A 21,962-nucleotide genomic window follows, 5' to 3' on the forward strand; every position below is an offset into this window, starting at 1 on the left:
ATCTTTTCATAGAATGATCACACTAACCAATGCAATTCCAGGGGGCCGCTTTGCAGGAATGCTTGTAACCATCCTTCGAGACGCCCGCTGCGCGGGCTCCTCAGGATGAGGCCTGGATTCGCGGCCACGTGCGAGCAGACCCTCATGGTGAGGAGCCCGCGCAGCGGGCGTCCGGACGATGCTCGGCATCGCCGGGCGAACCATCAGGCCGAGGTCAAGCTACGCGGCCTCGGAGCCACCAAGATAGGCATCGCGGATGCGGGGGTCGTCCTTCAGCGCCCGCGCCGGGCCTGAGAGCACGATCTTGCCGGTCTGGAGCACATAGGCCTCGTGCGCGATCTCGAGCGCGAGGCTGGCGTTCTGCTCGACCATGAAGACCGACACACCTTCCTGGTTGATGGTGCGGATCAACTCCAGCACGCGGTCGACATAGAGCGGCGACAGGCCCATGGTCGGCTCGTCCATCACGATCATCCTCGGACGGCTCATCAGCGCGCGCGCCATTGCGACCATCTGCTGCTCGCCGCCGGAGAGCGAACCGGCACGCTGCGACAGCCGCTGCCCAAGTTTCGGGAACAGCGTCAGCATCTTGTCGAGATCCTGCGCCACCGCATCGCGGTCGTTGCGCACGAAGGCGCCCATCAGGATGTTTTCGCGAACGCTCATGTCCGCGAACAACCGCCGCGCCTCTGGCACAGAGGCGATACCACGACGGACAATCTGCGGCGTGGTCAGCCCGAGCAGCGAGGCGCCGTCGAAGGTCACGTCACCCGAGCGTGGTTTCACCAGGCCCAAGATGATCTTCATCGTCGTCGACTTGCCGCTGGCATTGCCGCCGAGCAGGCAGACGATATGGCCGCGGCCGACCGTGATCGACAGGTCGAAATGCACCTGGGCCTGGCCGTAGAAGGTGTTGACGTTGGACAGCGCCAGCAGCGGCTCGGATGCGCCAGTCGTCATACCACGCTCTCCCGCTCCGGCGTCTCCGACAGGCCATGGCCGAGATAGGCCTCGATCACCTTGGGATCGCCACGCACCACTTCGCCCGGCCCTTCCGCAATCTTCTTGCCTTCGTCCATGACGATGACGCGGTCGGAGAGGCGCATCACCATCTCCAGCTTGTGCTCGATCAGGAGGATGGTCAGCCCCTCGGCCTTCAGCTCGGCGACGAGGCCCTGCATCTCCGCGGTCTCGGTCGGGTTCATGCCGGCGGTCGGCTCGTCGAGCAGCAACAGGCGCGGCTTCAGCGCAAGCGCGCGCGCGATCTCGACGCGGCGGCGGTTGGCATAGGACAGGCTATAGGCCGGCTGGTCGATCCGCGGCAGCAACCGCTCGCCGAAGCGTGCGAGAATGGCCTTCATCTCCTCGCGCAGTCGTTCCTCTTCGTCTCTAACGCTGGCCGGACGCAACAGCGCCAGTCCCAATTCCAGCAGCGGGCCGATCACTGGCACCGCGGGCTTCACCGCGCGCAGCCGCGTGTGCGCGCCGATCAGGACGTTGTCCATGACGCTGAGATTGCCGAAGACGCGGCCGAGCTGGAAGGTGCGCGCGATGCCTCCAGCCGCGAGCCGCTCCGGCGACAGACCCGTGATGTCCTGCCCTTCGAAGTGGACATGGCCGGCATCGGGCCGATCGAGCCCGGTCACGAGGTTGAACAGCGTCGTCTTGCCGGCCCCGTTCGGGCCGATGATGCTGATGAGCTCACCCCTGGCGAGATCGAGGTCGATGGCATCCACTGCGGTCAGGCCGCCAAAGCGGCGCGTCAGCCCGCGCAGGGACAGCATGGGCGTGTGCTGCTCTGCCATCATATCGTTCCCAACAGGCCCTGCGGCCTGAACCGCACGAGCAGCAGCAGCACGATGCCGTAGATCAGGATGCGATACTCCGCCGCGATCCGGAACACCTCCGGCAAGCCGACCAGCGCGACCGCTCCGACGATGGCGCCGACCACGTTGCCGAGACCGCCCAGGATCACGACCGTCAGCGCCAGGATGGATTGCTGCGTGTTGAAGGTCTCGTGGTTGATGTAGGAATAGAGATGGGCGGCGATGCCGCCGCTGACGCCGGCGGCAAAGCCGCCGAAGATGAAGGCCAGCGACTTGTAGCGGTTCAGGCTGAGGCCATAGGCGCGCGCGGCGATGTCGTCGTCTCTGATAGCGCGAAAACTGCGGCCGAGATGCGAGCCGAGCAGCCGCCCCTGCAGCAGCGCCAGCACGACCATCACGATGAAGCTGAACCAGTAGATCGAGGTCGGGCTGACCAGATCGTAGCCAAACAGCGACAGCGGCGGAATGCCGGAGATGCCGATCGGGCCGCGCGTGACGCTCTCCCAGTTCAAAATCACCAGCGACACGATCTCGCCGATGGCGAGCGTCGCGATCGACACGTAATGCCCGCGCAGGCGGAACGACGGCGAGATCAATGCCGTGCCGAGCGCGGCACTCATCAGGCCACCGGCGATGATGGAGAGGCCGACGGGGACGTTGAGGGTCAGCGACAGCAGCGCGGAGGTGTAGGCGCCGATCGCGAGCAGCGCGGCATGTCCGAGCGAGACCTGCCCCACCGTGCCCGCAACCAGCGTCAGGCTGAGCGCGAGCATGCCGAGCAGCCAGGCGTTGATCAGGGTCTGCAGCACGTAGAACGACACCGGGAAGAACGGCAAGGTCGCGAACACGCCGGCGGCGACCAGCAGCGCCCAACGCGGAATCCGCACCGGGCGGCTCGGCGCGATGAAAGTGCCGGTGAGCGGCTCGGGTGGCGCCTGTCGCGCGCTGGCGAACAGGCCGTTCGGGCGAAGCACGAGCACGATGACCAGCAGCAGGAACGCGAACAGATTGCGGTAGCTGGTGCCGAACACGGCGACGCCGTAGCTCTCGACCAGCCCGAGCAACAAGCTGCCGATCACGGCGCCCGGCACGTTGCCGGCACCCCCGACCACCTCCGCAACGACGCCCTTGAGCGTTGCCTGCAGGCTCATCGCGGTGTCGATCTGGTTGTAGTACATGCCGACCAGCAGGCCGGAGACGCCGCCGAGCGCAGCCGCAATGCCGAACACGGCCTGATTGACCCGGTTGACGTCGACGCCCATCTGCATCGCGGCATCGCGGTCCTGCGCGGTCGCGCGCACCGCCCAGCCGAGCTTGCTGTAGCGCAGGAACACGAACAGCAGCAGCGCGCTGGTGAGGCCGACGCCGGCGATCAGCAGATCAAGCGGTCCGATCGTGCCGCCGCCGACCTGGAAGCGCACGTCAGGCAGCTGGCTCGGCAGCGCGCGCGGATTGGGCGAGAAGGTCAGCATCACCAGCTGATCGAGCACGAAGCTGATGCCGATGGTCGCGAGCAGCGGCGCGATGCGTACCGAATTCTGGAGCGGACGCAGGCCGAACCGTTCGATGATCAGTCCGACGATCGCGGCCGCCACCGCGACCACGATGATGGTGAGCGGCAGCGGCGTATGCAGCTGCACCACCGCGACCCAGCCGATATAGGCGCCGACGAGATAGATCGAGCCCTGGGCAAAGTTGATCAGCCGGCTGACGCCGAAGATCAGCGCGAGCCCGACCGCAACGAGGGCGTAGACATTGCCGACGATCAGCCCGTTGATCGTGTAGTCGAGCCAGGAAGACACGCTGGTACCACCGCGTAGAGAGGAAAGCGGCCGGAGCCCCCGCTCCGGCCATCAGGTCAGGTCGGCTTGCCGTCCCAGAGCGCGAACTGGCCCTTGCGTACGACGAGTTCGGCATTCATGGCGCCCTTGACGCGGCGGGTCGCGACGTCGAACGTTGCGGCGCCGAAGATGACGCTGGGCACATCCTTGACCTTGGTGAAGGCGTCACGGACCGCCTTGCGGTCGGTGCCGCCGATCTTCACCACGGCAGCTGCCATATTCATCGCATCATAGGCGTAGGCGTTGAAGGCGTCGGGCTCCAGACCGTTGTACTTCTTCTTGAAGCCGGCGATGAACTTTTGCACCTCGGGCCGCGGGTCTTCCGGGAAGTAGCGCGTGCCGACATGGACCTCTTCGACGGCCTCGCCGCCCAGTTCCAGGAATTTCGGCGAGTAGACCGAGCTTGCCGCGCAGATCACCTGCTTGAGCCCGACCTGTCGCGCCTGACGCGCGATCAGCGCGCCGTCGGAGTAGTAGGAGATCAGGATCAAGCCATCTGGGTTGGCGTCGCGGACGCGCACCAGGGTAGAGCGGAAGTCGCGCTCCTCGGCAATATAGCCCTCGGTGACCGCGATCTCCGCGCCGTATTCCTTGGCAGCATTGACGAAATAGTCGCGGCTGGTGCGGCCCCAATCGGTGTTGAGGTGCAGCACTGCAAGCTTCTTCAGGCCAAGGCGCTTCACGGCATAGGACGCCAACAGCGGCTGCTCGTCGGCCTGGCTGACCGAGGTGCTCCACATGAAGTCGCCGCCCTTGGTGAAGTCAGGATGCGAATTGGTGAAGCCGAACTGCACCAGGCCCGCACGCTGATAGATCGGCGAGGCCGCCATCGAGGCCGGGCTGGAGAAGTCGCCGAGCTCAAGGACTATGCGGGGATCGGAGACGAATTTCTGCGCGATCGCCACCGACTGGCGCGGATCGCTCTGGCTGTCCTCGAAATTGTAGGTGAGCTTGCGGCCGTTGATGCCGCCAGCGGCCTGGATCTCGTCGAGCGCGAGATCGAAGCCCTGCTTCCACTGCGTGCCATATTGCGCGTTCGGCCCGGTCAGGGGGCCGCTGACGCCGAGCAGGATCGGCTCGGAGGATTGCGCAAAGGCGCCGCGCGAACCGGCCGCTCCCGCCATCATGGCGGCGAGCGAGCCCTTGACCAGGGTACGACGATCGATGTTGCTCATGCACGGCTCCATCCAGTGTTGAAACAAGCAGCAATTCTTGTGCCGGTGAGATCGCCTATTTCGAGGGCTCACCGAGTGACAGCATCAGCCGGTTCGCCCAGTTGAAGAACGAGGCGCCGTTGATGACGTCGACGATCTCGGCATCGTCGAGGCCGGCGCGGCGCAGCTCCGCGATATTCTCAGGGCCGAACGCAATCGGCGTCGCCGCCAGCGCGACCGAGGCCTTGACCACGGCATTCCAGCGCTCGCCAAGGTCGGCCTTGACGCCTTCGTCGAGCAGGCGCTGCACGTCGTCGCGGCGCTTGGAATAGGTGCTGGCGAAACGCGCATGCACCGAAGCGCAGTAGATGCAGCCGTTGTAGCGCGAGGTCGCAGCCGCTGCGAGCTCACGCTCGGCGCGCGGCAGGCCGTCGGCGACGTTGTAGAAGATGTCCTTGTCGGTCTTGGTGCGGGCTTCGAGCACCTCGGGATCACGCACGAGAAGGCGGAAGTATTCGGACTTGGCACGGGAGCGATCGACCAGGCCCGCGAAATGCCGCTCGGTCAATTCGGCCTCGGGCAGCGGGTCGATCCACGAGACCCAGCCGAGCTCGTCCTGGGTGAAGACGATGGGCGGATTGACGTTGTTTGCAGCGCTCATGATGCAGTCTCCTTACGCGCCGGCCGCAGCGCTTGCGGTGCCCAGCGAGGCGCCGAGCACGCGCAGGCCCGTGACGATGCGCACCTGGAACGACAGGAACGCGACGAGCTGAGAGAAAGTGACGATGCCGGTGTCGGACCAGCCGGCGGCCAGCAGCGCCTTCATATCGGCGGACGCGGCATCGCGCGGGCGGAACACCAGCAGATGCGCATGCTCCAGCGCCGCGGCGAGCCTGGCGCCAAGGACGGACCTGCCCTCCGCGCTCACGCGATAGATCAGGCCGGCCGTGTTCTCGACTGACAGCGGTCCGGCCGGATACGCACCGTACGGGCCTGACGTCTCGCCGCGCCCGATTTCGACCTCGATCGCCTTGGCCAGGCGCGCACCATCGGCGGTCGCCGCGAGCTTCGCCCGGTAGAAGGCGGCCATGGTGGGCTCGCGGTGAAGGCCGATCACGAAGAGCGCGACTGCGGCGCGCTCGACAAGCGAAAAATCGCCGGCGTCGATCGGCTCGAACAGCGAGAGATAGCTCTTCTGCGCATTCTCGCGCGCCTGCAGGCGGCGTCCGCGAATGCCATCCAGAGCCGTGCCCGGTTCGATCCCGGCAAGCGTGTCGATGATATCTTTCATAGCCATCATTCAGCCTCGTGCAACGCGATCATGTTCGCTCCGATCAGCCCGCCAGAGCCACGTCAGCCGCCGTCCGGGCCCAGCCCAGTGCCGGCGCGACCTTCTCCGCGACAAGCTCGATCGAGCGCAGGATATGAGGATGCGGCGCGTCCACCGAATGCGCCTGGAAGACGAGGTCGGTCACCCGCTCCAGCGTGGCATCGGCGCGGAGCGAGGCGATGACGTCGTCGGCCGCACCGACATGGGTGTCGAATGCGATGATCATCTCCTCCAGCGTCTCGCCCGGCCTGGCATGACCGCCCTTGAGGAACTGCGGCAGCGCGCGCCGCAGCCCGATATCGGCAAGGCGCATCGCTTCAGTCCGGTCGTCGGCGACGAAGACGCTGCGCGAGGCCATGATCCGAGGCTCGCATCCCGGCGGCAGCGCTTCGAGATAGGCATCGATGACGGGATTCTGGATCTCGGCGAGCGTGGCCTTCGGCGCCTCCTTGGTCCGGGGCTGGGTGCGCGACAGCAGCAGGCCATCGCCGGCCTTGCCCGCGCGCGCTCCACCGGCGACCGAGAACGTCGCCTGCCAGATCCGCTTGTCCAATTGGGGCCGCTGCGGATACAGCGTATCGCCGCCGGTGAGCGGCTTGCCGACCAGGGCGGTGCGGACCACGTCCAGATTGCGGGCAAAGATCTCGTTGCGCTGGGCGCTGTCGAGGCCGAAGGCGGCAAAGGCCGACGGATTGCCGCCGGTGCCGACGCCGAGCTCGAAGCGGCCGTTGCAGAGGAGATCGAGCACGGCGGCGTCTTCCGCCACCCGCACCGCGTTCTCCAGCGGCAGCGTGATGATGCCGGTGCCGAGACGGATGCGCGAGGTTTGCGCCGCGACGTAACCGAGGAAGGTGAAGGGCGACGGCAGGCCGCCCTCGCGTTCGTGAAAATGATGCTGCGCGATCCACGCGGAATCGAGGCCCACTTTCTCTGCGCGCACGATCTGCTCGGCGGCGAAGCAATAGCGCTCCGCTGGCGGGGCTTCATCGAGGAGCCGCGTGAAGAACCCCAGTCGTTTCAGGTTTGCAAAGCGTTTCATACGACCCCTGTCGGGCGAGGATGGGCCCCGATGATGTCGGTTGCCGCAGCTCCAGACAAGCGGGCATTGCGCAAGGCTGCCCGCCGGATCGCCCCCCGCGCTGGACCTTGGCTAGGCAGATTGCCTACCAGCTCGGCAGCACCGCGCCCTTGAACTTGGTCAGGACGAACTCCTTCACCTCGGGCGTGTGATAGCTGTCGACGAGGATCTTGACCCAGGGCTTGTCCTTGTCGGCGGCACGTACCGCGATCAGGTTGACGTAGGGTCCCTTCGGGTCCTCGCGCAGGATCGGATCCTTGACGGGATCAAGGCCCGCCTGGGTTGCATAATTGGTGTTGATCGCGGCGGCATCGACATCGTCAAGCGCGCGCGGCGCCTGCGCCGCATCGACCTCGATGAATTTCAGCTTCTTGGGATTCTCGGTGACGTCGAGCACCGTCGGCTTGAAGCCCGTGCCGTCCTTCAGCTTGATCACGCCCTTGTCGCGCAGCAGCAGCAGCACGCGGCCGCCATTGGTCGGATCGTTCGGGATCGAGACCTTGCCGCCTTCAGGGATGTCGGCGAAGGCCTTGTGCTTCTTCGAATAGACGCCGATCGGGAAGTTCACGGTCAGCCCGACGGATTCGATCTTGTAGCCGCGATCGGCCTTCTGGTTGTCGAGATAAGGCTGGTTCTGGAACGAATTGGCCTGGATCTCACCGGCATCGAGCGCGGCATTCGGCACGACGTAGTCGGAGAACTCGATCAGCTGGATGTCGAGGCCCTGCTTGGCGGCGATCGGCTTCACCGCCTCGAAGATCTGCGCATGCGGGCCCGGCGTCACACCGATCTTGATGGTCTCGGCGGTTGCTGCGGCCGACCAGGCGGCAAGCGCGGTTGCGAGGATCAGGGGGAGGCGAAACGACATCTTGGTCTCCATCACGCGGGCGGCAATCAGTGGAACCGTATTCGCTTCTCCGTGAGGCGAAATCAATGAAATGAAAATCCATATTGACTACCGGTGGCGGACTCTCGTTCTCCATTCGACGCAAAATAGGAAACGAATTCGCAGGTCATTGGGCGCGTTGCGCAAGCGTGATGGGCATCACGGCAAAGTGTCACTCCGGATGCGAGATTGGCGGCGAGATCAGCAAGGAGTTCGGCCATGACCGCCCTCGCCGCCCCAAGCTCGCCAACCGGAACGGCCTCGAAGCCTCTATCCCCTGCTCCAGGGCGTGCCGTTCAATTCCAGCGTCGCGCTAACGATGAAGCTGATCAACGCGTCGCCGGTCAAGTTGCTGAGCAATCTGCTGCTGCTGTCGGCGCTGGCTGTCGGCGTTGCCGGCATCCAGTGAGCCTGTTTACTCGGTCCGCCAAGTCCACGGTGACAGCATGATCAGGACACAGATCGCGGCATAGGCGGCGAGCGACAGCGTGACCATGGTGGCGAGACCCGCCATGCCCGCGCCAAAGCTCGCCACCGCGATCCAGCCGCCGCCAGCCGCGATCAGGATGCGCACGAAGGACGAAGCGAGCGGCCCCATCGCTCGGCCGGTGCCTTGCACCGCGAACGAACTGACAAAACCGAAGCCGAGCGCGGCATAGGCCGGCGCGACGATGCGCAAATAGGTCATGCCCTCGCTGATGACGTCCGCATCATGGCTGAAGAGGTGCAGCCAGGCTGTCGGGAAGATCGCAACCAGCAAGCCGATCGCGCCGGTCATGATCATGCCGACCACACCGCTGATCCAGCCGATCTTTCGTGCCCGCGCGGTCTGGCCCGCGCCCATATTGACGCCGACCATGGTCAGCGTCGCCGTGCTGATCCCGAACAGCAGCGGGATCATGATGTAGTCCAGCCGCGAGGCAATGCCGTAGCCGGCGAGCGCGGAGGTGCCGAACAGCCCGACCGCACCGGTGACGAGGATGACGGTGAGGTTGGTCAGCACCGCGTTGAACGCGGTGGGGATGCCGACCTTCAGCATGTCGCCGAAGATTTTTGCGCGCAACGGCACGATGTGCAGCTTCAGGCCAGTCGCGCCCGTCGACATGTAGCGCAGCAGGAACAGCATCGCCGCGCCGTAATAGAGGCCGAAGGCTATGCCGGCGCCGCCGATGCCGAGCCGCGGGATCGGCCCGAACCCGAAGATCAGTGCCGGCGAGACCGGAATGGTCACGATGGCGCCGACCAGCGTCACCAGGGCCGGCACTTTGACGTTGCCGGCGCCGCGCAGCGCGGCAGCCTGGAGGTTGACGATCCACACCGGAATGGCGCCGGCGAACAGATAGTTGGAATAGGTGGTGGCAGCGCTAAGCGCACCGTCGGTGCCGCCGAGGGCACGATAGAGATGCGGACCACCGAGGACGACGCCGAGCGTGAACACGCCGCCGGCAATGATCGCGAGCACCACGGCATGAAACAGCGCCGCCTCGGCATCGGCCCGGCGGCCGGCTCCAACCGCGCGCGCCACCGAGGACGCAACGCCGGAGCCGAACCCGCCGTTCGACATCATGGTCATCAGCATGAAGATCGGGAACACCAGCGCGGCGCCGGCGAGCGCATCGGTGCCGAGATAGCCGACATAATAGGCCTCCGCGATGTTGACCGCGGTCTGCGCGACGAGGACGGTCACGGTCGGCAGCGCGAGCTTGAGCAGCGTGGGCAAGATCGGCGCGGTCAGGAGCGCGGCGCGTCTTTGCTCAGCGGCGCTTGGGGCCGGCAGAGCCGCCTGGCGAAGCGGCGCCGTGGCGTGGGCCACGAATGGCGCGGCAGACAAGGCCGGCGCGGCTACATCCTCGACGGACATGGGTTCGATCCTGTGGTTCCCTCGGACCGCCCGGTCGGCCGCCCATTGCATTATGTTTATAATGTATTATTATGACCGTAATTCAATAGGGCAGACCTCACGATTTTGTGGCATAGGGGGCGGCGAGTTCGCAGGAGGCGGAATTGGCGCGCTATGACAAGGGACACAGGGACACGACGCGGCGGCACATTCTCGATGTCGCATCATCGCAGTTCCGGGAGAGCGGCATCGCCGCCGTCGGCCTCGCCGGCATCATGGCGGAAGCGGGCCTGACCAACGGCGCCTTCTACACGCACTTCGCCTCCAAGGAGGATCTGGTGCGCGCGGTATTGCTCGACGCGCTGGAGCGGCGCGAGCAGCGACACAAGGACAATCTCGAAAACGGCGTCGCGCTCGAGACCGTGATCCGCGATTATCTCTCGCCCAAGCATCGCGATCGCGCGGCGACCGGTTGCCCGACCGCGGCCCTCGTCTCCGAGATCGCGCGGCATCCGAAGGCGACGCGCGAGGCCTTCACCGGCAAGATGTCCGACATCCTCGCGCTGATGGCAGCGCAAATGCCTGAGGGCACCCCGGCGGAGCGGCGCCGCCGCGCCATCGCGGCCTACGCCACCATGGTCGGCGCGCTGCAATTGTCGCGCGCGGTGAGCGACAGGCAATTGTCGGAGGAGATTCTCGAAAACGCGGTAGATGCTGCGCTGGCGCTTGCGAAGGGGCGCTAGTGCATTCGCCCGTCCGTTCGCACCGGATCATCTTAGCCCCGGGGCGTCCTGCGTGTTGCTCAGCTCCTCGCGTCGAGCTGGCTGCTGCGACCGGACGAACTTGCTTGCGAGGCATAAGCGGAAGCCGCGGCCGAGGCCGGCGAATAGTGCGACAGCGATTCGGCGAGTTCTTCGGCGGCCTCGGTGAGCTCCTTCAGGACGGCGTCGCTGTCCGTGGCGTGGCCGCCGGAGGAATGCAGCACCTCGAACGAGATTCCGTTCGGAAGATCGACATGGACCTTGTCGATCCCGACGGCGTCGGGCGTGTCGCCGTTCTGCGCCTGGTCGGCGCTGGACGCCGGATCACCTGATATCTGCTGGCTCGCGAGCTTCTGCACGAAATCCTCGATGGACTTGAGCGCGCTGCTGTCGAAGCCGCCGCCACCGAAATGGACGATGCCGATCGACATACCGTTCGGCAGGCTCACCTTGACCTCGTCGTAGGGCGTGCCGCTCTCCAGCAGAGACGAGAACATCGAGGCGCCGTCTTGTGAACCCGCTGATTTCGACTGGCTGGTGGATGAAGGCGACCCCGCCGCGCTTCCACCGATGCTGCTCATGCTGCTGACGCTCATACCCGTACTCCACTGTCATTGCGAACGCACGCTTTGCGTGCAATGCGCATGCCAGATGAGAGCCTCATTGCCATCAAGGGCTTATCGCGAAATCCGGCCGGCATCCCCTTCACGCCGGCAACAATGTCCCGGCAGAAGCTGCCCATCTCCACGTTCGCCATTTCGTCGCAGGGCCTTGCGGCCTCGCCGGCATTGCCGCCTCGTGCATGATGCAACATGATGGGGTGCCGAAGACGATTTTTCTTCGAGGTGGGGGTCATTCGATGAATGAAGACGAGATTCGCAAATCCATCGCGGAGGTGAAGCAAGGCACGCTGTCGCGACGCTCGTTCATCCGGACCATGGCTGCGGCCGGGATCGCCGCGCCGGTCGCGAGCCAGATCCTGCTCTGGAACGACGTCGCGATGGCGGACGCCACGCTGCAATACAAGCCGACCAAGGCCGGCGGCGGCGGCCCGCTCAAGATCCTGCTGTGGCAGGCCCCCACCCTGCTCAATCCGCATTTCGCGATCGGCACCAAGGATCAGGTCGCCTCGCGCATCTTCTTCGAGCCGCTGGCCGGCTGGGACAAGGACGGCAACCTCATCCCCTGCCTCGCCGCCGAGATTCCGACCAAGGCGAACGGCAGCCTCGCAGCCGACGGCATGAGCGTCATCTGGAAGCTGAAGCAGGGCGTGAAGTGGCATGACGGCAAGCCCTTCACCGCCGACGACGTCGTCTTCACCTGGAGCTATGCGGCGGACCTCGCGACCGCCGCCTACAGCACGGGCTCCTACAAGGACATCACCGTCGAGAAGATCGACGACCACACCGTCAAGGTGCTGTTCAAGGCCCCCACCCCGTTCTGGGCCGACCCCTTCGTCGGCTCGGTCGGCCAGATCCTGCCGAAGCACCATTTCGGCGACTATGCCGGCGCGAAGTCGCGCGAGGCGCCGGGCAATCTGAAGCCGGTCGGCACCGGCCCGTACAAATTCGTCGAGTTCAAGCCGGGCGACCTGATCCGGGCCGAACGCAACCCCGACTATCACGTCAAGAACCAGCCGCATTTCGACACGATCGAGGTCAAGGGCGGCGGCGACGCGGTCTCCGCGGCGCGCACGGTGCTCCAGACCGGCGAATACGACTATGCCTGGAACCTGCTGGTGGAGGAGGAGGTCCTCAAGCGCATGGAGGCCAGCGGGAAAGGCAGGGTCGACATCACGCCGTCCGGCAACGTCGAGTTCATCATCCTCAACACGACGGACCCGTGGACCGAGGTCGACGGCGAGCGCTCCAGCGTCAAGACCAAGCACCCGACGCTGTCCGATCCGGTCGTCCGCCAGGCGTTCAACCTCCTGATCGATCGCGAGGCGATCCAGAAATTCATCTACGGTCGCGGCGGCATCGCCACGGCAAGCTTCGTCAACCAGCCCCAGCAGTTCAAGTCGGGCAAGCTGACCTACGCCTTCGACGTCGACAAGGCGAACAAAATCCTCGACGAGGCCGGCTGGAAGCGCGGCGCGGACGGCATCCGCGAGAAGGACGGCAAGAAGCTCAAATACGTCTTCCAGACCTCGATCAACGCCCCGCGGCAGAAGACGCAGGCCATCATCAAGCAGGCCTGCCAGAAGGCCGGCATCGACATCGAGCTGAAGTCGGTGACCGCATCGGTGTTCTTCTCGTCTGACGTCGGCAACCCCGACACCTACTCGAAACTCTATTGCGACATGGAGATGTACAACACGACGCAGCCGCAGCCCGATCCGGAGCGGTTCTTGAACCAGTGCGTCTCCTGGGAGATCGCCAACAAGGAGAACAAGTGGCTCGGCCGAAACATCTCGCGCTGGTCCGATCCCGAGGCCGACAAGGCCTACAAGACCGCGCAGCAGGAGCTCGATCCGGTCAAGCGCGCCGCGCTCCTGATCAAGGTCAACGAGATTTTCTGCGAAGCCAACATCCTCGTGCCGCTGCTCTCCCGCAACATCGTCGGCGCCGGCGTCAACAGCCTCATGGCCGACATCTCGGGCTGGGACGTCACGACCTGGAATCTGGGGAGCTGGTATCGGGTTTGACGACCGGYGCGCGAGGACCCGGCTCCCTCAAAGCGCCGGGTCGCATGCCGTATCTGCGCATGATGGCTTTGCTCAGCGCGCCCTCGGATGCATACCCGACCTCGCCGGCGATCTTCGCGATCGGATCGGAGGTGCCGGCCAGCCGCTTGCGCGCGACCGTCAATCGCAAATCGGACAGGAACGTCATGGGCGCGACCCCCGCGCGCTTTTGAAAAGCGCGCACCAGCGTCGCGCGCGAGGCGATCGCCACCGCCGCCATGTCGTCGAGCGTCCAGTCCCGGGCGAGATCGTTGAGGATTGCCGACACCACACGGGCCGTCATGCGGTCGCGCAACAGCGACACCGTCCCGTTCCCGGAGGCATCGTCCGAAAGATGGTCGCGGAGCATCATCACGAACAACGCTCTCGCGAGGTCGGCCGCGACCACCTCCGATCCAACCCGTCCAGCGTCGAGCTCCTCGCGGATGTCGATCAGCAGGCGCCGAAACCGTTCCAGCAGCGGCTCCTCCGCCGTGCGCAGGACGATCTCGTCGGGAAGCGCGGCGATCAGCGGATTTTCATCCGACGTCTCGAACAGGAAACGGCCGCACAGCAGTTCGGTATCGACCTCGGCCTCGACCGTCGCGCGCTGGCGGACGCCATTGCGGACCTCGGTCGTAACACGCCCGACAGCGCCGCCCGTCCGGCTGCGAACCGCGTGACTGTCGCCATGCGGCAGGAGAAGGATGTCGCCGGCTTCGAGCCTCTGCGGGCCCAGGCCCGGCCGCTCGACCACGCAAGCGCCGCGCGTGACCATGTGGAACTGCGCCCATCCCTTGCCGTTCGGCGCGTGTAGCGACTCCCAGCTGCCGCCGAATTTGCAGGAATCCTCGAATATGGGACGGATCCTGAACAGCGGCACCATCGCCTTCAACAATTCCGCCGCGTCCGCCTCCGACATCCCTCTCCCCTTGATCCGCCCGGACATGTCTCCGAGCCGCCCGGCCATTCCATGGAACAGCCAAGCGCATCTACCGTATGAGCGGGCCGTCCCGCGCATGAGTGGACCAGTACTCATGGCTTTTAACATATCCTAACGAGCAATCCTCACGGCGTTCGGTAATGTCACGGCATGAAGGCGGCAGGGATTTCCAAAAAACAGGGTTATCAAGGGGAGATCATATGACGTCCAAGACGCCAGTCGAGTTGTTGCCACGGCCTGCGAATGTGTCGCGCCGCGGCTTCGTGGGAGGCCTGTCGGCGGGCATCCTTGGCGCGGTGGCGAGCGAGGCGGCGGGCGCCGAGACGCTCGCCGACGTCCCCGATCGCGGGCCCGGCGCCGATCTCAGCGCGCACAGCGAACGCTCCCGGTTTGCAAAACTCGATCGCATCCCCGAGGCCACGCCGGGCAAGCGCAACGTCGATCCCGGCGACGCCATCAATTCCAAGACGCCGCACCAGAAGCTCGTCGGCAACATCACGCCGACCGACCTGCATTACGAGCGCAGCCATTCCGGCGTGCCCGATATCGATCCCGCGCAGCACCGGCTGCTCATCCATGGCATGGTCCAGAAGCCGCTGGTGTTCAGCGTCGAGGATCTGAAGCGGATGCCATCGGTAACGCGCGTGGTGTTCATCGAATGCACCGGCAACGGCTGGGAGAATTGGAAAAAGGCCGATCCTGACGTGACGGTGCAGAACACGCATGGCCTCGTCAGCACCAATGAATGGACCGGCGTTCCGCTCAAATTCCTGATCGACCTCGTCGCCAAGGACAAGGGCTCGAACTGGGTGCTGGCGGAGGGCGGCGACGGCGCGGGCGTCGATCGCAGCATTCCCCTCACCGACGAGATCGTGAACGAGGCCTTCGTCGCCTACGGCCAGAACGGCGAGCCGCTGCGGCCTGCGCACGGCTTTCCGATGCGGCTGGTGATGCCGGGCTTTGAAGGCAACCTCAACATCAAATGGCTGCGCCGCCTCAAGTTCGGCAGCGAGCCCTGGATGACGCGCTGGGAGACCGCGCGCTACACCCAGCTGCTGGCCAACGGCAAGGCGCGGCAGTTTCAGCTGCGAATGGAAACCAACTCCGTCATCACCCAGCCCTCCGGCATGATGCAGATCCAGCCGGGCTACAACCGCATCTCGGGTCTTGCCTGGAGCGGCCATGGCAAGATCGCCAAGGTCGAGATCTCCACCGACGGCGCCAAGACCTGGAAGCAGGCGCAACTGAGCCAGCCGGTGCTGTCCAAGGCGCAGGTGCGCTTCCAGATGGATTGGGTCTGGGACGGCAAGCCGACGAAAATCGTGAGCCGCTCGACCGACGACCAGGGCAACGTTCAGCCGGACCGGCAGTCCTTCATCGCCGCGATGGGGACCAACGCGCTGTTTCACTACAACGCCCAGCAGACCTGGAGCATCGACGAGGCCGGGAGGGTTCGCAATGTCCTCGCATGACAAGCTGTTTCTCACCGGCATCCTCGCCGCCGGCCTGCTCGCCGCACCCGCGCTGGCGTTCGATTTCGGCCGTCCGGCAACGCCGCAGGAAATCAAGCTGTGGGACATCGACGTCGGCCCCGACGGCAAGGGCCTGCCCGATGGCAGCGGCACGGCGGTGCAGGGCAAGCAGATTTTTGCCGACAATTGCGCCGCCTGTCATGGCGACAACGGCCAGGGCGGCATCAAGGATCGCCTCGCCGGCGGACAGGGCACGCTCGCCTCCAACATGCCGGTCAAGACCGTCGGCAGCTTCTGGCCCTATGCGACGACCCTGTTCGACTACATCCATCGCGCGATGCCATATCCGACGCCGGGCTCGCTCAGCACCGACGAGACCTATGCCGTCACCGCCTACATATTGAGCCTCAACGGCATCGTTCCAGGCGGCGGCAAGGTCGACAAGGAGTCCTTGCCGAAGATCAGGATGCCCAACCGCGACGGCTTCATTCCGGAGCCGGAATTCGATCCGGCGCGACTATTCCGCAAGAAGTGAGCCTGACATCATGAGGCTCTTCACGCTGGTCGGGATCTTCGCGCTGGTCGCGACATGTTTCTGGGAGACGCAGGCAATGGCTACAGACGGACTCATCACCATCAAGAGCAGTTTTGGCCCGCAGGACACGATGACGCGGCTGGAGACCGAGGTGAAGGCCAAAGGCCTCACCGTGTTTGCCCATGTCGATCACGCCGCGGGCGCTGACGCCGTCGGCATGACTCTGCGGCCGACTGATCTGCTCATCTTCGGCAACGCCAAGGGCGGCACGCCGTTGATGCAGCAGGCGCAGACCGCCGGCATCGACCTGCCGCTGAAGGCGCTGGTCTGGCAGGACGAGCAAGGCGCGACCTGGCTGTCGTACAACGATCCCGCCTATCTCGCCGGCCGTCACGGCGTCGGCGAGCCGGCCAAGACCGCCATCGGCGCGATGACCGCCGCGCTGCATGCGATCGCGACCAAGGCCACCGCGCCGTAAGCGCGGCACGACGGCCGCGCGAGGAGAGGTTCATGAACGTGACCAGCGGGCAACCGGCGCCGCCCAAGGCGCAAGACAGCAAGCTCGCCAGATGGCTGGTCATCGCAGTGCTGTGCGCCATGCTCGTCGCCGCGAGCGTTCTCGGCTATCTCGGCTGGACCAGCACGGATACCAGCGTGCCGGCGTCCGGCTATGTCGCACTGGTGCTCGGCGTGGTGTTCTCGCTGGTCGTCGGCGTCGGCCTGATGGCGCTGGTGTTTTATAGCAGCCGCAAAGGCTATGACGAGCCGGTGGTGCTGATCCGGGAGCCGGAGAGCGATGCGGACGATGGACAGAGCGGCCCGCGCTGAGCCGCAACAAGGGGTTGACGGGGTGACGGGTGTTTTTCCCGACGAGCAATCCGAATAAGATGGCCGCCGGCACGTCGCGGAGTATTGAAAGTACCGCACCGCTTCGCGATTGCGACTGGGCCTGGCAACCGAATAGAGTGGGCCATCCCGTCACGAGAAAGGGAGTCAGGCATGGACGCGCCGAGCTCTGACAAGGACATTCAAAACACACCCGACGAGCCGGCTAACGAACAGGCGAAAACCACGCGCAACCCAACACGTACTCCTTCCATCATCGTCGGTGTCGTTGCGGCTGCCGTCGTCGCGCTTTCCGCCTTCTATCTCTTACGACCCGAACCATTGCTCGTTCAAGGCGAGGTCGATGCAACGCGGCTCGATATCGCGGCGCGCGTGGACGGACGGGTCGGCAAGATTCCCGTCGAGCGCGGCCAGAACGTCGCTGCGGGCGCGGTGCTGGTCCAGATCGACAATCCGGAAACGCTGGCCAAACACGACCAGATGAAGGCGGCCAAGGCCGTTGCGGACGCCCAGCTTGCCAACGTACTCGTCGGAACGCGGGTGGAAGTGATCGCGGCACGGAAGGCGGAAATGGAGCGCGCCCAAGCGGCACTGGTGCTGGCGCAAAAGACCTTTGACCGCACACACACCTTGACCGAGCAAGGCAATGCGCCGCAAGCCCGCCTCGATCAGGCCACCGATGCGCTGCACGAAAGCGAGCGCGCCGTCGACCAGGCCAAATCGGCCTATGACCAGGCGGTCAATGGCTACACCAAGGAGGAGCGGGCCATTGCCAATACCAATGTCGAAAAGGCCAGTGCCGATATCCAAAGTGTCCAGTCGATCATCGACCAGCTCGTGGTTTATGCGCCCGTAGCCTCGCAGATCTATCAGCGTAATGTGGAACCCGGCGAATACGTCTCGCCGGGCGTCCCGCTCGTCACCTTGATCAATCTCGCGGACCTCTGGGTGCATTTCGATCTGCGCGAGGATCTCGTCAAAGGCCTCAAGGTCGGCGATCGCTTCGATGTCCGCATTCCCGCCCTCGGCGACCGCTCGGTGACAGTCGAGGTCAAGCTCATCGCGACCAAGGGCGAATATGCAAGCTGGCGGGCCACGCGTGCTTCGGGTGATTTCGACCTGCGGACGTTTTCGATCCGTGCCTATCCGGTGCAACCGGTGCCCGAGCTGCGACCGGGAATGAGCGCCTATCTCGACTGGCGGTCGCGGCCATGAGGCCGGCGCCAAAGCCCGGATTTCTGCTGGTCGCGCGGCGCGAGTGCCGCTGGCTGCTTCATGACCGCGTGGCGCTGCTCCTGATCTTCGGCGTGCCGCTGTTCGCGTTCGTGGTGCTCACCGCGGTCTTCAGCCATCCAGTCATCCGCGGGCTCGGCGTGACTGTCGTCGACGAGGACAAGTCGGACGCGTCGCGTGCCCTGGTGGAATACATTGCGGCGTCGCCAAGCCTGAAGATCGTCGACCGCTCCGGCACGCTGTCCACGGCCGTGCAGGACATACGCTCCGGCAAGTCGATTTCGGCCGTCCACATTCCGCCGGATTTCGAGCGCGACCTGAAGGCCGCGCGCCGCCCGCAGATCGTCGGGTTTTATAACCAGCAGTTTTTGACTCCCTCCGGGATCGCATCCTCGGGTCTGAGCGATTCACTTTCCGCAGCGGCAGCGGTGGCCGCTCCCGCCAGTCGCGCGGCACCTGCGCCAGCGTCCCTGGGTGCGCTCAAAGCGGAGACCATGGCGCTCGTCAATCCGCAGAAGAACTACGCGCAGTTCCTGCTGCGCGCGCTGCTGCCGACCATCATCCATGTGGTGATGACCCTTGCCGCCGGCTATTCCGTCGGCTCCGAATTCCGCCGCCGCGACGCGCGGGCGTGGCTCGAAAGCGCCGGCGGCGATCCGCTTGTCGCGCTGGCCGGCAAGCTCGCGCCGCTGTTCTGCATCTTCATTTTGATCATGCTGGCCGAGCCGCTGTTCCTGGAGGGTGTGCTGGAGATTCCCTTCAAGGGCGACTTGCCGTTGATGATCGCTGCGGCCTCGCTGCTGATCATCGCCTATCTGTCGCTCGGCGCCCTGCTCCAGCTTCTGGTCGGCGATCTCGCCACCGGACTCGGGCTTGCGGGCCTCATTGCCTCGCCCGCATTCGGCTATGCCGGCGTCGGCTTTCCCACCATCGGCATGAATGCCTTTGCGCAGACATGGAGCGCGATCCTGCCGCTTCGCTGGTACATGGCCGTCCTGCTGGGACAAGCCGCGCGGGGATTGCCGGTCGCGGATTCCGCTATTCCCTTCGCTGCACTTGCCGGCCTGGCGCTGGTCTTTGCCGGCCTGGCGTGGATGCGCATGGCGAACGTCACCCGCAAGGGCTGGTTCGCAACAGCGCGGCCTGCCGAGCCACACGAGGTCATCTCCACACCGCGCGGCGTCGGCGGCGCCTTCGTGGCGGAGTGGCGGCGCGTGCTGGGAACGCGGGGCGCCTTCGCTCTGCTGTTTCTCGCTCCCCTGGTCTACGGCATCTACTATCCGCAGCCCTATCTGAACCAGATCCTTCGCAAGCTTCCGATTGCGGTCGTCGATAACGATCTCAGCAATCTCAGCCGGCAGATCGTCGAGACGCTGGACGCGAGCGGCGCATTAAGCGTGACGGTTCGCGCCCGAACGCTCGCCGAGGCGCACAGCGCGATCGATCGCGGGCAGGCCTTTGCCGCCGTCGAGATTCCACCCGACACCGAACGCGACGTGCTCAAGGGCATCACCGCCCACATACCCGTCTATGCGGACGCAACCTATCTGTTCATCTTCAGATCGAGCGCCAGCGGGGTCGCCACCGCCATCGGAACCTTGACGTCCGAGCTGGTTTCGCGCGGCGCGCGCTCGGATGGCAGCCTCGTCAAGGCGAAGCTCGCGACGTCGAGCCCGGCCGACGTGTTGCTGCAGCCGATCTTCAACCCGGTGGGCGGCTATGCGAGCTACGTCGTTCCGGCGGCGTTCATCCTGATCCTGCAGCAGACCCTGCTGATCGGCGCAGCGATGCTGACCGGCACCGCGCTGGCGAGCGGAGGCGCAGCCTTTGCCGGCGTGCTCGGCCGCGGCATCGCGCATCTGACCGTCTACCTTCCTGCGCTCGCGCTCTATCTCATCGTGCTGCCGCGGATCTACGGTTTTTCGACACTCGGCCATCTTCCGCAGATCCTCGCGCTCGCGAGTGTCTTTCTGCTGGCGACGAGTTTCATGGGTCAGGCTGTCGGGGCCTGGTTCACGCGGCCTGAGAACGCAACCATCCTGCTGCTGGCGACGAGCCTGCCGCAGTTCTTCATGGCCGGCTTCGCGTGGCCGCGCGAAGCGATTCCGGACGTGGCCCTTGCGTTCGGCCGGTTGTTCCCGGCCGACTCCGCGATCGACGGCCTCGTGCGCGTCAACCAGCTCGGCGCCGGCATCTGGGAGGTTGCGCATGACTGGCTCGCATTATGGTGCCTGGCGCTCGGCTACTTCGCGCTCGCAGTGATCTCGGCATTTGCCGTCGGGAGGAGACAGGGACATGCCCAACCTTAGACCTGCCGCCTTCGTCGCGATTCCGCTCGCGCTGATCGCGGCGGGCGCGCTGCTCTATGTCGTGCGCCACTCGGCACCGCCCGCAGCCATCGTCGGCGTCGTGCGCGCGACCGAGATCAGGGTCGAGCCGGAGGTCAACGGCCAGCTGGTCTCGATCGCGGTCGAGAAGGGTGCCTCTGTGAAGGCCGGCGACGTCGTGGCGCGGCTCTCGGCGGTGGAGTTGACGGCGCAGGCGGACCAGGCGCGTGCCGTGCTCGCGTCCGCCGTCGCAAGCCGCAACAACGTCTATGCCGGCGTGCGCCGCGAGCAGGTCGACTCGCTGAAAGCCGCCATCGCCAAGGCCGGCGCCCGCCTCGACTTCGTGCAGGCCCAGCTCACCCGGACCAGCACGCTGGCGCGCCAGAGCTTTGAATCCCAACAGTCGCTCGACCAGGCCGAGAATGACGTTGCAAGCGCGCGTGCCGGCGTGGCGGAGGCCCAGGCCAATTACGATGCGGCCGTGGCGGGACCGACCCGGGAAGAGCGCGCGATCGCCGACGCGCAGGTGCAGGCTGCGGCCTCCGCGGTCACCGTGCTCGAGCGCCGCCTCGACAAGATGGTGTTGCGCGCGCCGGCCGACGGCGTGGTCAGCGTCATCGCCGCCGAGGTCGGCGAAAATGTTCGCGCGGGCCAACCGATCCTGATGGTCGAGGCCGCGGGCAGGCAATGGCTCTCGTTCAACGTGCGCGAGGATCATCTCGATCGTCTCGCGATGGGAGAAACAGCGAACGTGATGCGGAACGGCGCTAATGGCGCGACCAAGGCGGTCATCACCGAGCTGCGGCCGCTCGGAACGTTTGCCACCTGGCAAGCTGAGCGGGTCATCGGCGATCACGACCGCAACACGCTTCGCCTGCGCCTCGACCCGAAGGGAGAGTTAGCAGGCCTTGAGCCGGGCATGACCGTCTGGATCGGCCCCTAAACCCCGGTGATTTGGGCTCGCGGAACCAAGCTGTTCCGACCGTCTGCAAAATGAAGCCCCAGCAGTCATTGAGACCACTGGGGTTTTTCAACAGCCTTGCGGAATTCGAATTCAGCCTAGCTGGTGACGGCGGCTTCGGTGTAGGGCGCCGTATTCTTCGCGCGGTTGTCGATGCTGAGAGCGCCCGCACCGAAAGCCGCGATCTGGAGCAGTCCGCCCGCCATCATCACGTTCTTCAGGAAGTGAATCACCCCGATGTCCATAGCTCCGGCCCGTGTGGAT

General features: G+C 65.4%; 21 protein-coding genes. 9 read left to right on the top strand and 12 right to left on the bottom strand.

What is annotated here, in order from left to right; translation table 11 throughout:
- Positions 1-219: 219 nt before the first annotated feature.
- From AC1DW2_RS06285 to AC1DW2_RS06325, 9 genes are all read right to left on the bottom strand, one after another.
- Positions 220-960: an ABC transporter ATP-binding protein gene (locus tag AC1DW2_RS06285; RefSeq protein WP_063981254.1), complete on the bottom strand. Its 741-nt coding sequence runs from the start codon at positions 958-960 to the stop codon at positions 220-222.
- Positions 957-1,805, bottom strand: a complete 849-nt coding sequence (locus AC1DW2_RS06290) for an ABC transporter ATP-binding protein (RefSeq protein WP_166102797.1) — start codon at positions 1,803-1,805, stop codon at positions 957-959. Before AC1DW2_RS06290 ends, AC1DW2_RS06285 begins: the two co-directional genes overlap by 4 nt.
- Positions 1,805-3,628, bottom strand: coding sequence for an ABC transporter permease (locus tag AC1DW2_RS06295; RefSeq protein WP_477005464.1), 1,824 nt, complete (start codon positions 3,626-3,628; stop codon positions 1,805-1,807). Before AC1DW2_RS06295 ends, AC1DW2_RS06290 begins: the two co-directional genes overlap by 1 nt.
- 56 nt (positions 3,629-3,684) lie before the next feature.
- Positions 3,685-4,842 carry an ABC transporter substrate-binding protein gene (locus tag AC1DW2_RS06300; RefSeq protein WP_063981251.1) on the bottom strand — a complete coding sequence of 386 codons (1,158 nt, stop codon included), beginning with the start codon at positions 4,840-4,842 and terminating at the stop codon, positions 3,685-3,687.
- Positions 4,843-4,897: 55 nt separating this feature from the next.
- Positions 4,898-5,482 (bottom strand): alkylhydroperoxidase domain protein, encoded by a 585-nt coding sequence (locus AC1DW2_RS06305; protein ID WP_477005465.1) that lies wholly within the window; start codon positions 5,480-5,482, stop codon positions 4,898-4,900.
- A 12-nt stretch (positions 5,483-5,494) separates the two neighbouring features.
- Positions 5,495-6,118, bottom strand: a complete 624-nt coding sequence (locus tag AC1DW2_RS06310; RefSeq protein ID WP_477005466.1) for a CMD domain protein — start codon at positions 6,116-6,118, stop codon at positions 5,495-5,497.
- A gap of 37 nt (positions 6,119-6,155) precedes the next feature.
- The gene (locus AC1DW2_RS06315) at positions 6,156-7,190 is read right to left on the bottom strand and encodes a putative FMN-dependent luciferase-like monooxygenase (protein WP_477005467.1); all 1,035 of its coding nucleotides are present in this window, start codon (positions 7,188-7,190) and stop codon (positions 6,156-6,158) included.
- A gap of 124 nt (positions 7,191-7,314) precedes the next feature.
- Positions 7,315-8,109: a MetQ/NlpA family ABC transporter substrate-binding protein gene (locus AC1DW2_RS06320; RefSeq protein WP_028153283.1), complete on the bottom strand. Its 795-nt coding sequence runs from the start codon at positions 8,107-8,109 to the stop codon at positions 7,315-7,317.
- A gap of 421 nt (positions 8,110-8,530) precedes the next feature.
- Entirely contained in the window at positions 8,531-9,976 is a 1,446-nt protein-coding gene (locus tag AC1DW2_RS06325; RefSeq protein ID WP_477005468.1) for an MATE family efflux transporter, read from the bottom strand.
- 143 nt (positions 9,977-10,119) lie between these two features.
- Between AC1DW2_RS06325 and AC1DW2_RS06330 the strand changes: the two genes are divergently transcribed.
- On the top strand, positions 10,120-10,698 hold the full coding sequence (locus tag AC1DW2_RS06330) for a TetR family transcriptional regulator (protein WP_477005469.1): 579 nt from the start codon (positions 10,120-10,122) through the stop codon (positions 10,696-10,698).
- 59 nt (positions 10,699-10,757) lie between these two features.
- On the opposite strand, the gene AC1DW2_RS06335 is transcribed toward AC1DW2_RS06330, so the two are convergent.
- Positions 10,758-11,312 (bottom strand): hypothetical protein, encoded by a 555-nt coding sequence (locus AC1DW2_RS06335; protein WP_187387932.1) that lies wholly within the window; start codon positions 11,310-11,312, stop codon positions 10,758-10,760.
- 263 nt (positions 11,313-11,575) lie between these two features.
- Between AC1DW2_RS06335 and AC1DW2_RS06340 the strand changes: the two genes are divergently transcribed.
- Complete coding sequence (locus tag AC1DW2_RS06340; protein WP_477005470.1) at positions 11,576-13,363, top strand: peptide ABC transporter substrate-binding protein; 1,788 nt, start codon at positions 11,576-11,578, stop codon at positions 13,361-13,363.
- On the opposite strand, the gene AC1DW2_RS06345 is transcribed toward AC1DW2_RS06340, so the two are convergent.
- Positions 13,326-14,303, bottom strand: a complete 978-nt coding sequence (locus AC1DW2_RS06345; RefSeq protein WP_477005471.1) for an AraC family transcriptional regulator — start codon at positions 14,301-14,303, stop codon at positions 13,326-13,328. The two genes, AC1DW2_RS06340 and AC1DW2_RS06345, sit on opposite strands and share 38 nt — an antisense overlap.
- 221 nt (positions 14,304-14,524) lie before the next feature.
- Here AC1DW2_RS06345 and soxC point away from each other — a divergent pair, with 221 nt between their 5' ends.
- The 7 genes from soxC to AC1DW2_RS06380 all read left to right on the top strand — a co-directional run bounded on the left by soxC (position 14,525) and on the right by AC1DW2_RS06380 (position 21,680).
- Positions 14,525-15,796, top strand: coding sequence for a sulfite dehydrogenase (gene soxC / locus AC1DW2_RS06350; RefSeq protein WP_477005472.1), 1,272 nt, complete (start codon positions 14,525-14,527; stop codon positions 15,794-15,796).
- Positions 15,783-16,331, top strand: coding sequence for a c-type cytochrome (locus AC1DW2_RS06355; protein WP_477005473.1), 549 nt, complete (start codon positions 15,783-15,785; stop codon positions 16,329-16,331). The genes soxC and AC1DW2_RS06355 overlap by 14 nt, the downstream gene beginning before the upstream one ends.
- A gap of 10 nt (positions 16,332-16,341) precedes the next feature.
- Complete coding sequence (locus AC1DW2_RS06360; protein WP_477005474.1) at positions 16,342-16,809, top strand: DUF302 domain-containing protein; 468 nt, start codon at positions 16,342-16,344, stop codon at positions 16,807-16,809.
- 32 nt (positions 16,810-16,841) lie between these two features.
- Positions 16,842-17,159, top strand: a complete 318-nt coding sequence (locus AC1DW2_RS06365; protein ID WP_477005475.1) for a hypothetical protein — start codon at positions 16,842-16,844, stop codon at positions 17,157-17,159.
- Between the two features lie 171 nt (positions 17,160-17,330).
- The gene (locus tag AC1DW2_RS06370) at positions 17,331-18,392 is read left to right on the top strand and encodes an HlyD family secretion protein (protein ID WP_354176225.1); all 1,062 of its coding nucleotides are present in this window, start codon (positions 17,331-17,333) and stop codon (positions 18,390-18,392) included.
- Positions 18,389-20,719 carry an ABC transporter permease gene (locus AC1DW2_RS06375; RefSeq protein ID WP_477005476.1) on the top strand — a complete coding sequence of 777 codons (2,331 nt, stop codon included), beginning with the start codon at positions 18,389-18,391 and terminating at the stop codon, positions 20,717-20,719. Before AC1DW2_RS06370 ends, AC1DW2_RS06375 begins: the two co-directional genes overlap by 4 nt.
- Entirely contained in the window at positions 20,706-21,680 is a 975-nt protein-coding gene (locus AC1DW2_RS06380) for an HlyD family secretion protein (protein ID WP_477005477.1), read from the top strand. Before AC1DW2_RS06375 ends, AC1DW2_RS06380 begins: the two co-directional genes overlap by 14 nt.
- A 116-nt stretch (positions 21,681-21,796) precedes the next feature.
- Here AC1DW2_RS06380 and AC1DW2_RS06385 read toward each other — a convergent pair whose 3' ends face one another.
- Positions 21,797-21,943, bottom strand: coding sequence for a hypothetical protein (locus AC1DW2_RS06385; RefSeq protein ID WP_187388109.1), 147 nt, complete (start codon positions 21,941-21,943; stop codon positions 21,797-21,799).
- Between the last annotated feature and the right edge of the window lie 19 nt (positions 21,944-21,962).

The sequence above is a fragment of the Bradyrhizobium sp. P3_C3 genome (genome assembly GCF_056402655.1).

Coding starts and splice junctions, on each gene's coding strand:
- AC1DW2_RS06380 (WP_477005477.1), top strand. CDS start 20,706: ATGCCCAACCTTAGACCTGCCGCCTTCGTCGCGATTCCGCTCGCGCTG.
- AC1DW2_RS06385 (WP_187388109.1), bottom strand. CDS start 21,943: ATGGACATCGGGGTGATTCACTTCCTGAAGAACGTGATGATGGCGGGC.
- AC1DW2_RS06305 (WP_477005465.1), bottom strand. CDS start 5,482: ATGAGCGCTGCAAACAACGTCAATCCGCCCATCGTCTTCACCCAGGAC.
- AC1DW2_RS06310 (WP_477005466.1), bottom strand. CDS start 6,118: ATGGCTATGAAAGATATCATCGACACGCTTGCCGGGATCGAACCGGGC.
- AC1DW2_RS06370 (WP_354176225.1), top strand. CDS start 17,331: ATGGACGCGCCGAGCTCTGACAAGGACATTCAAAACACACCCGACGAG.
- AC1DW2_RS06325 (WP_477005468.1), bottom strand. CDS start 9,976: ATGTCCGTCGAGGATGTAGCCGCGCCGGCCTTGTCTGCCGCGCCATTC.
- AC1DW2_RS06355 (WP_477005473.1), top strand. CDS start 15,783: ATGTCCTCGCATGACAAGCTGTTTCTCACCGGCATCCTCGCCGCCGGC.
- AC1DW2_RS06340 (WP_477005470.1), top strand. CDS start 11,576: ATGAATGAAGACGAGATTCGCAAATCCATCGCGGAGGTGAAGCAAGGC.
- AC1DW2_RS06335 (WP_187387932.1), bottom strand. CDS start 11,312: ATGAGCGTCAGCAGCATGAGCAGCATCGGTGGAAGCGCGGCGGGGTCG.
- AC1DW2_RS06365 (WP_477005475.1), top strand. CDS start 16,842: ATGAACGTGACCAGCGGGCAACCGGCGCCGCCCAAGGCGCAAGACAGC.
- AC1DW2_RS06290 (WP_166102797.1), bottom strand. CDS start 1,805: ATGGCAGAGCAGCACACGCCCATGCTGTCCCTGCGCGGGCTGACGCGC.
- AC1DW2_RS06360 (WP_477005474.1), top strand. CDS start 16,342: ATGAGGCTCTTCACGCTGGTCGGGATCTTCGCGCTGGTCGCGACATGT.
- AC1DW2_RS06315 (WP_477005467.1), bottom strand. CDS start 7,190: ATGAAACGCTTTGCAAACCTGAAACGACTGGGGTTCTTCACGCGGCTC.
- AC1DW2_RS06320 (WP_028153283.1), bottom strand. CDS start 8,109: ATGGAGACCAAGATGTCGTTTCGCCTCCCCCTGATCCTCGCAACCGCG.
- AC1DW2_RS06285 (WP_063981254.1), bottom strand. CDS start 960: ATGACGACTGGCGCATCCGAGCCGCTGCTGGCGCTGTCCAACGTCAAC.
- soxC (WP_477005472.1), top strand. CDS start 14,525: ATGACGTCCAAGACGCCAGTCGAGTTGTTGCCACGGCCTGCGAATGTG.
- AC1DW2_RS06375 (WP_477005476.1), top strand. CDS start 18,389: ATGAGGCCGGCGCCAAAGCCCGGATTTCTGCTGGTCGCGCGGCGCGAG.
- AC1DW2_RS06300 (WP_063981251.1), bottom strand. CDS start 4,842: ATGAGCAACATCGATCGTCGTACCCTGGTCAAGGGCTCGCTCGCCGCC.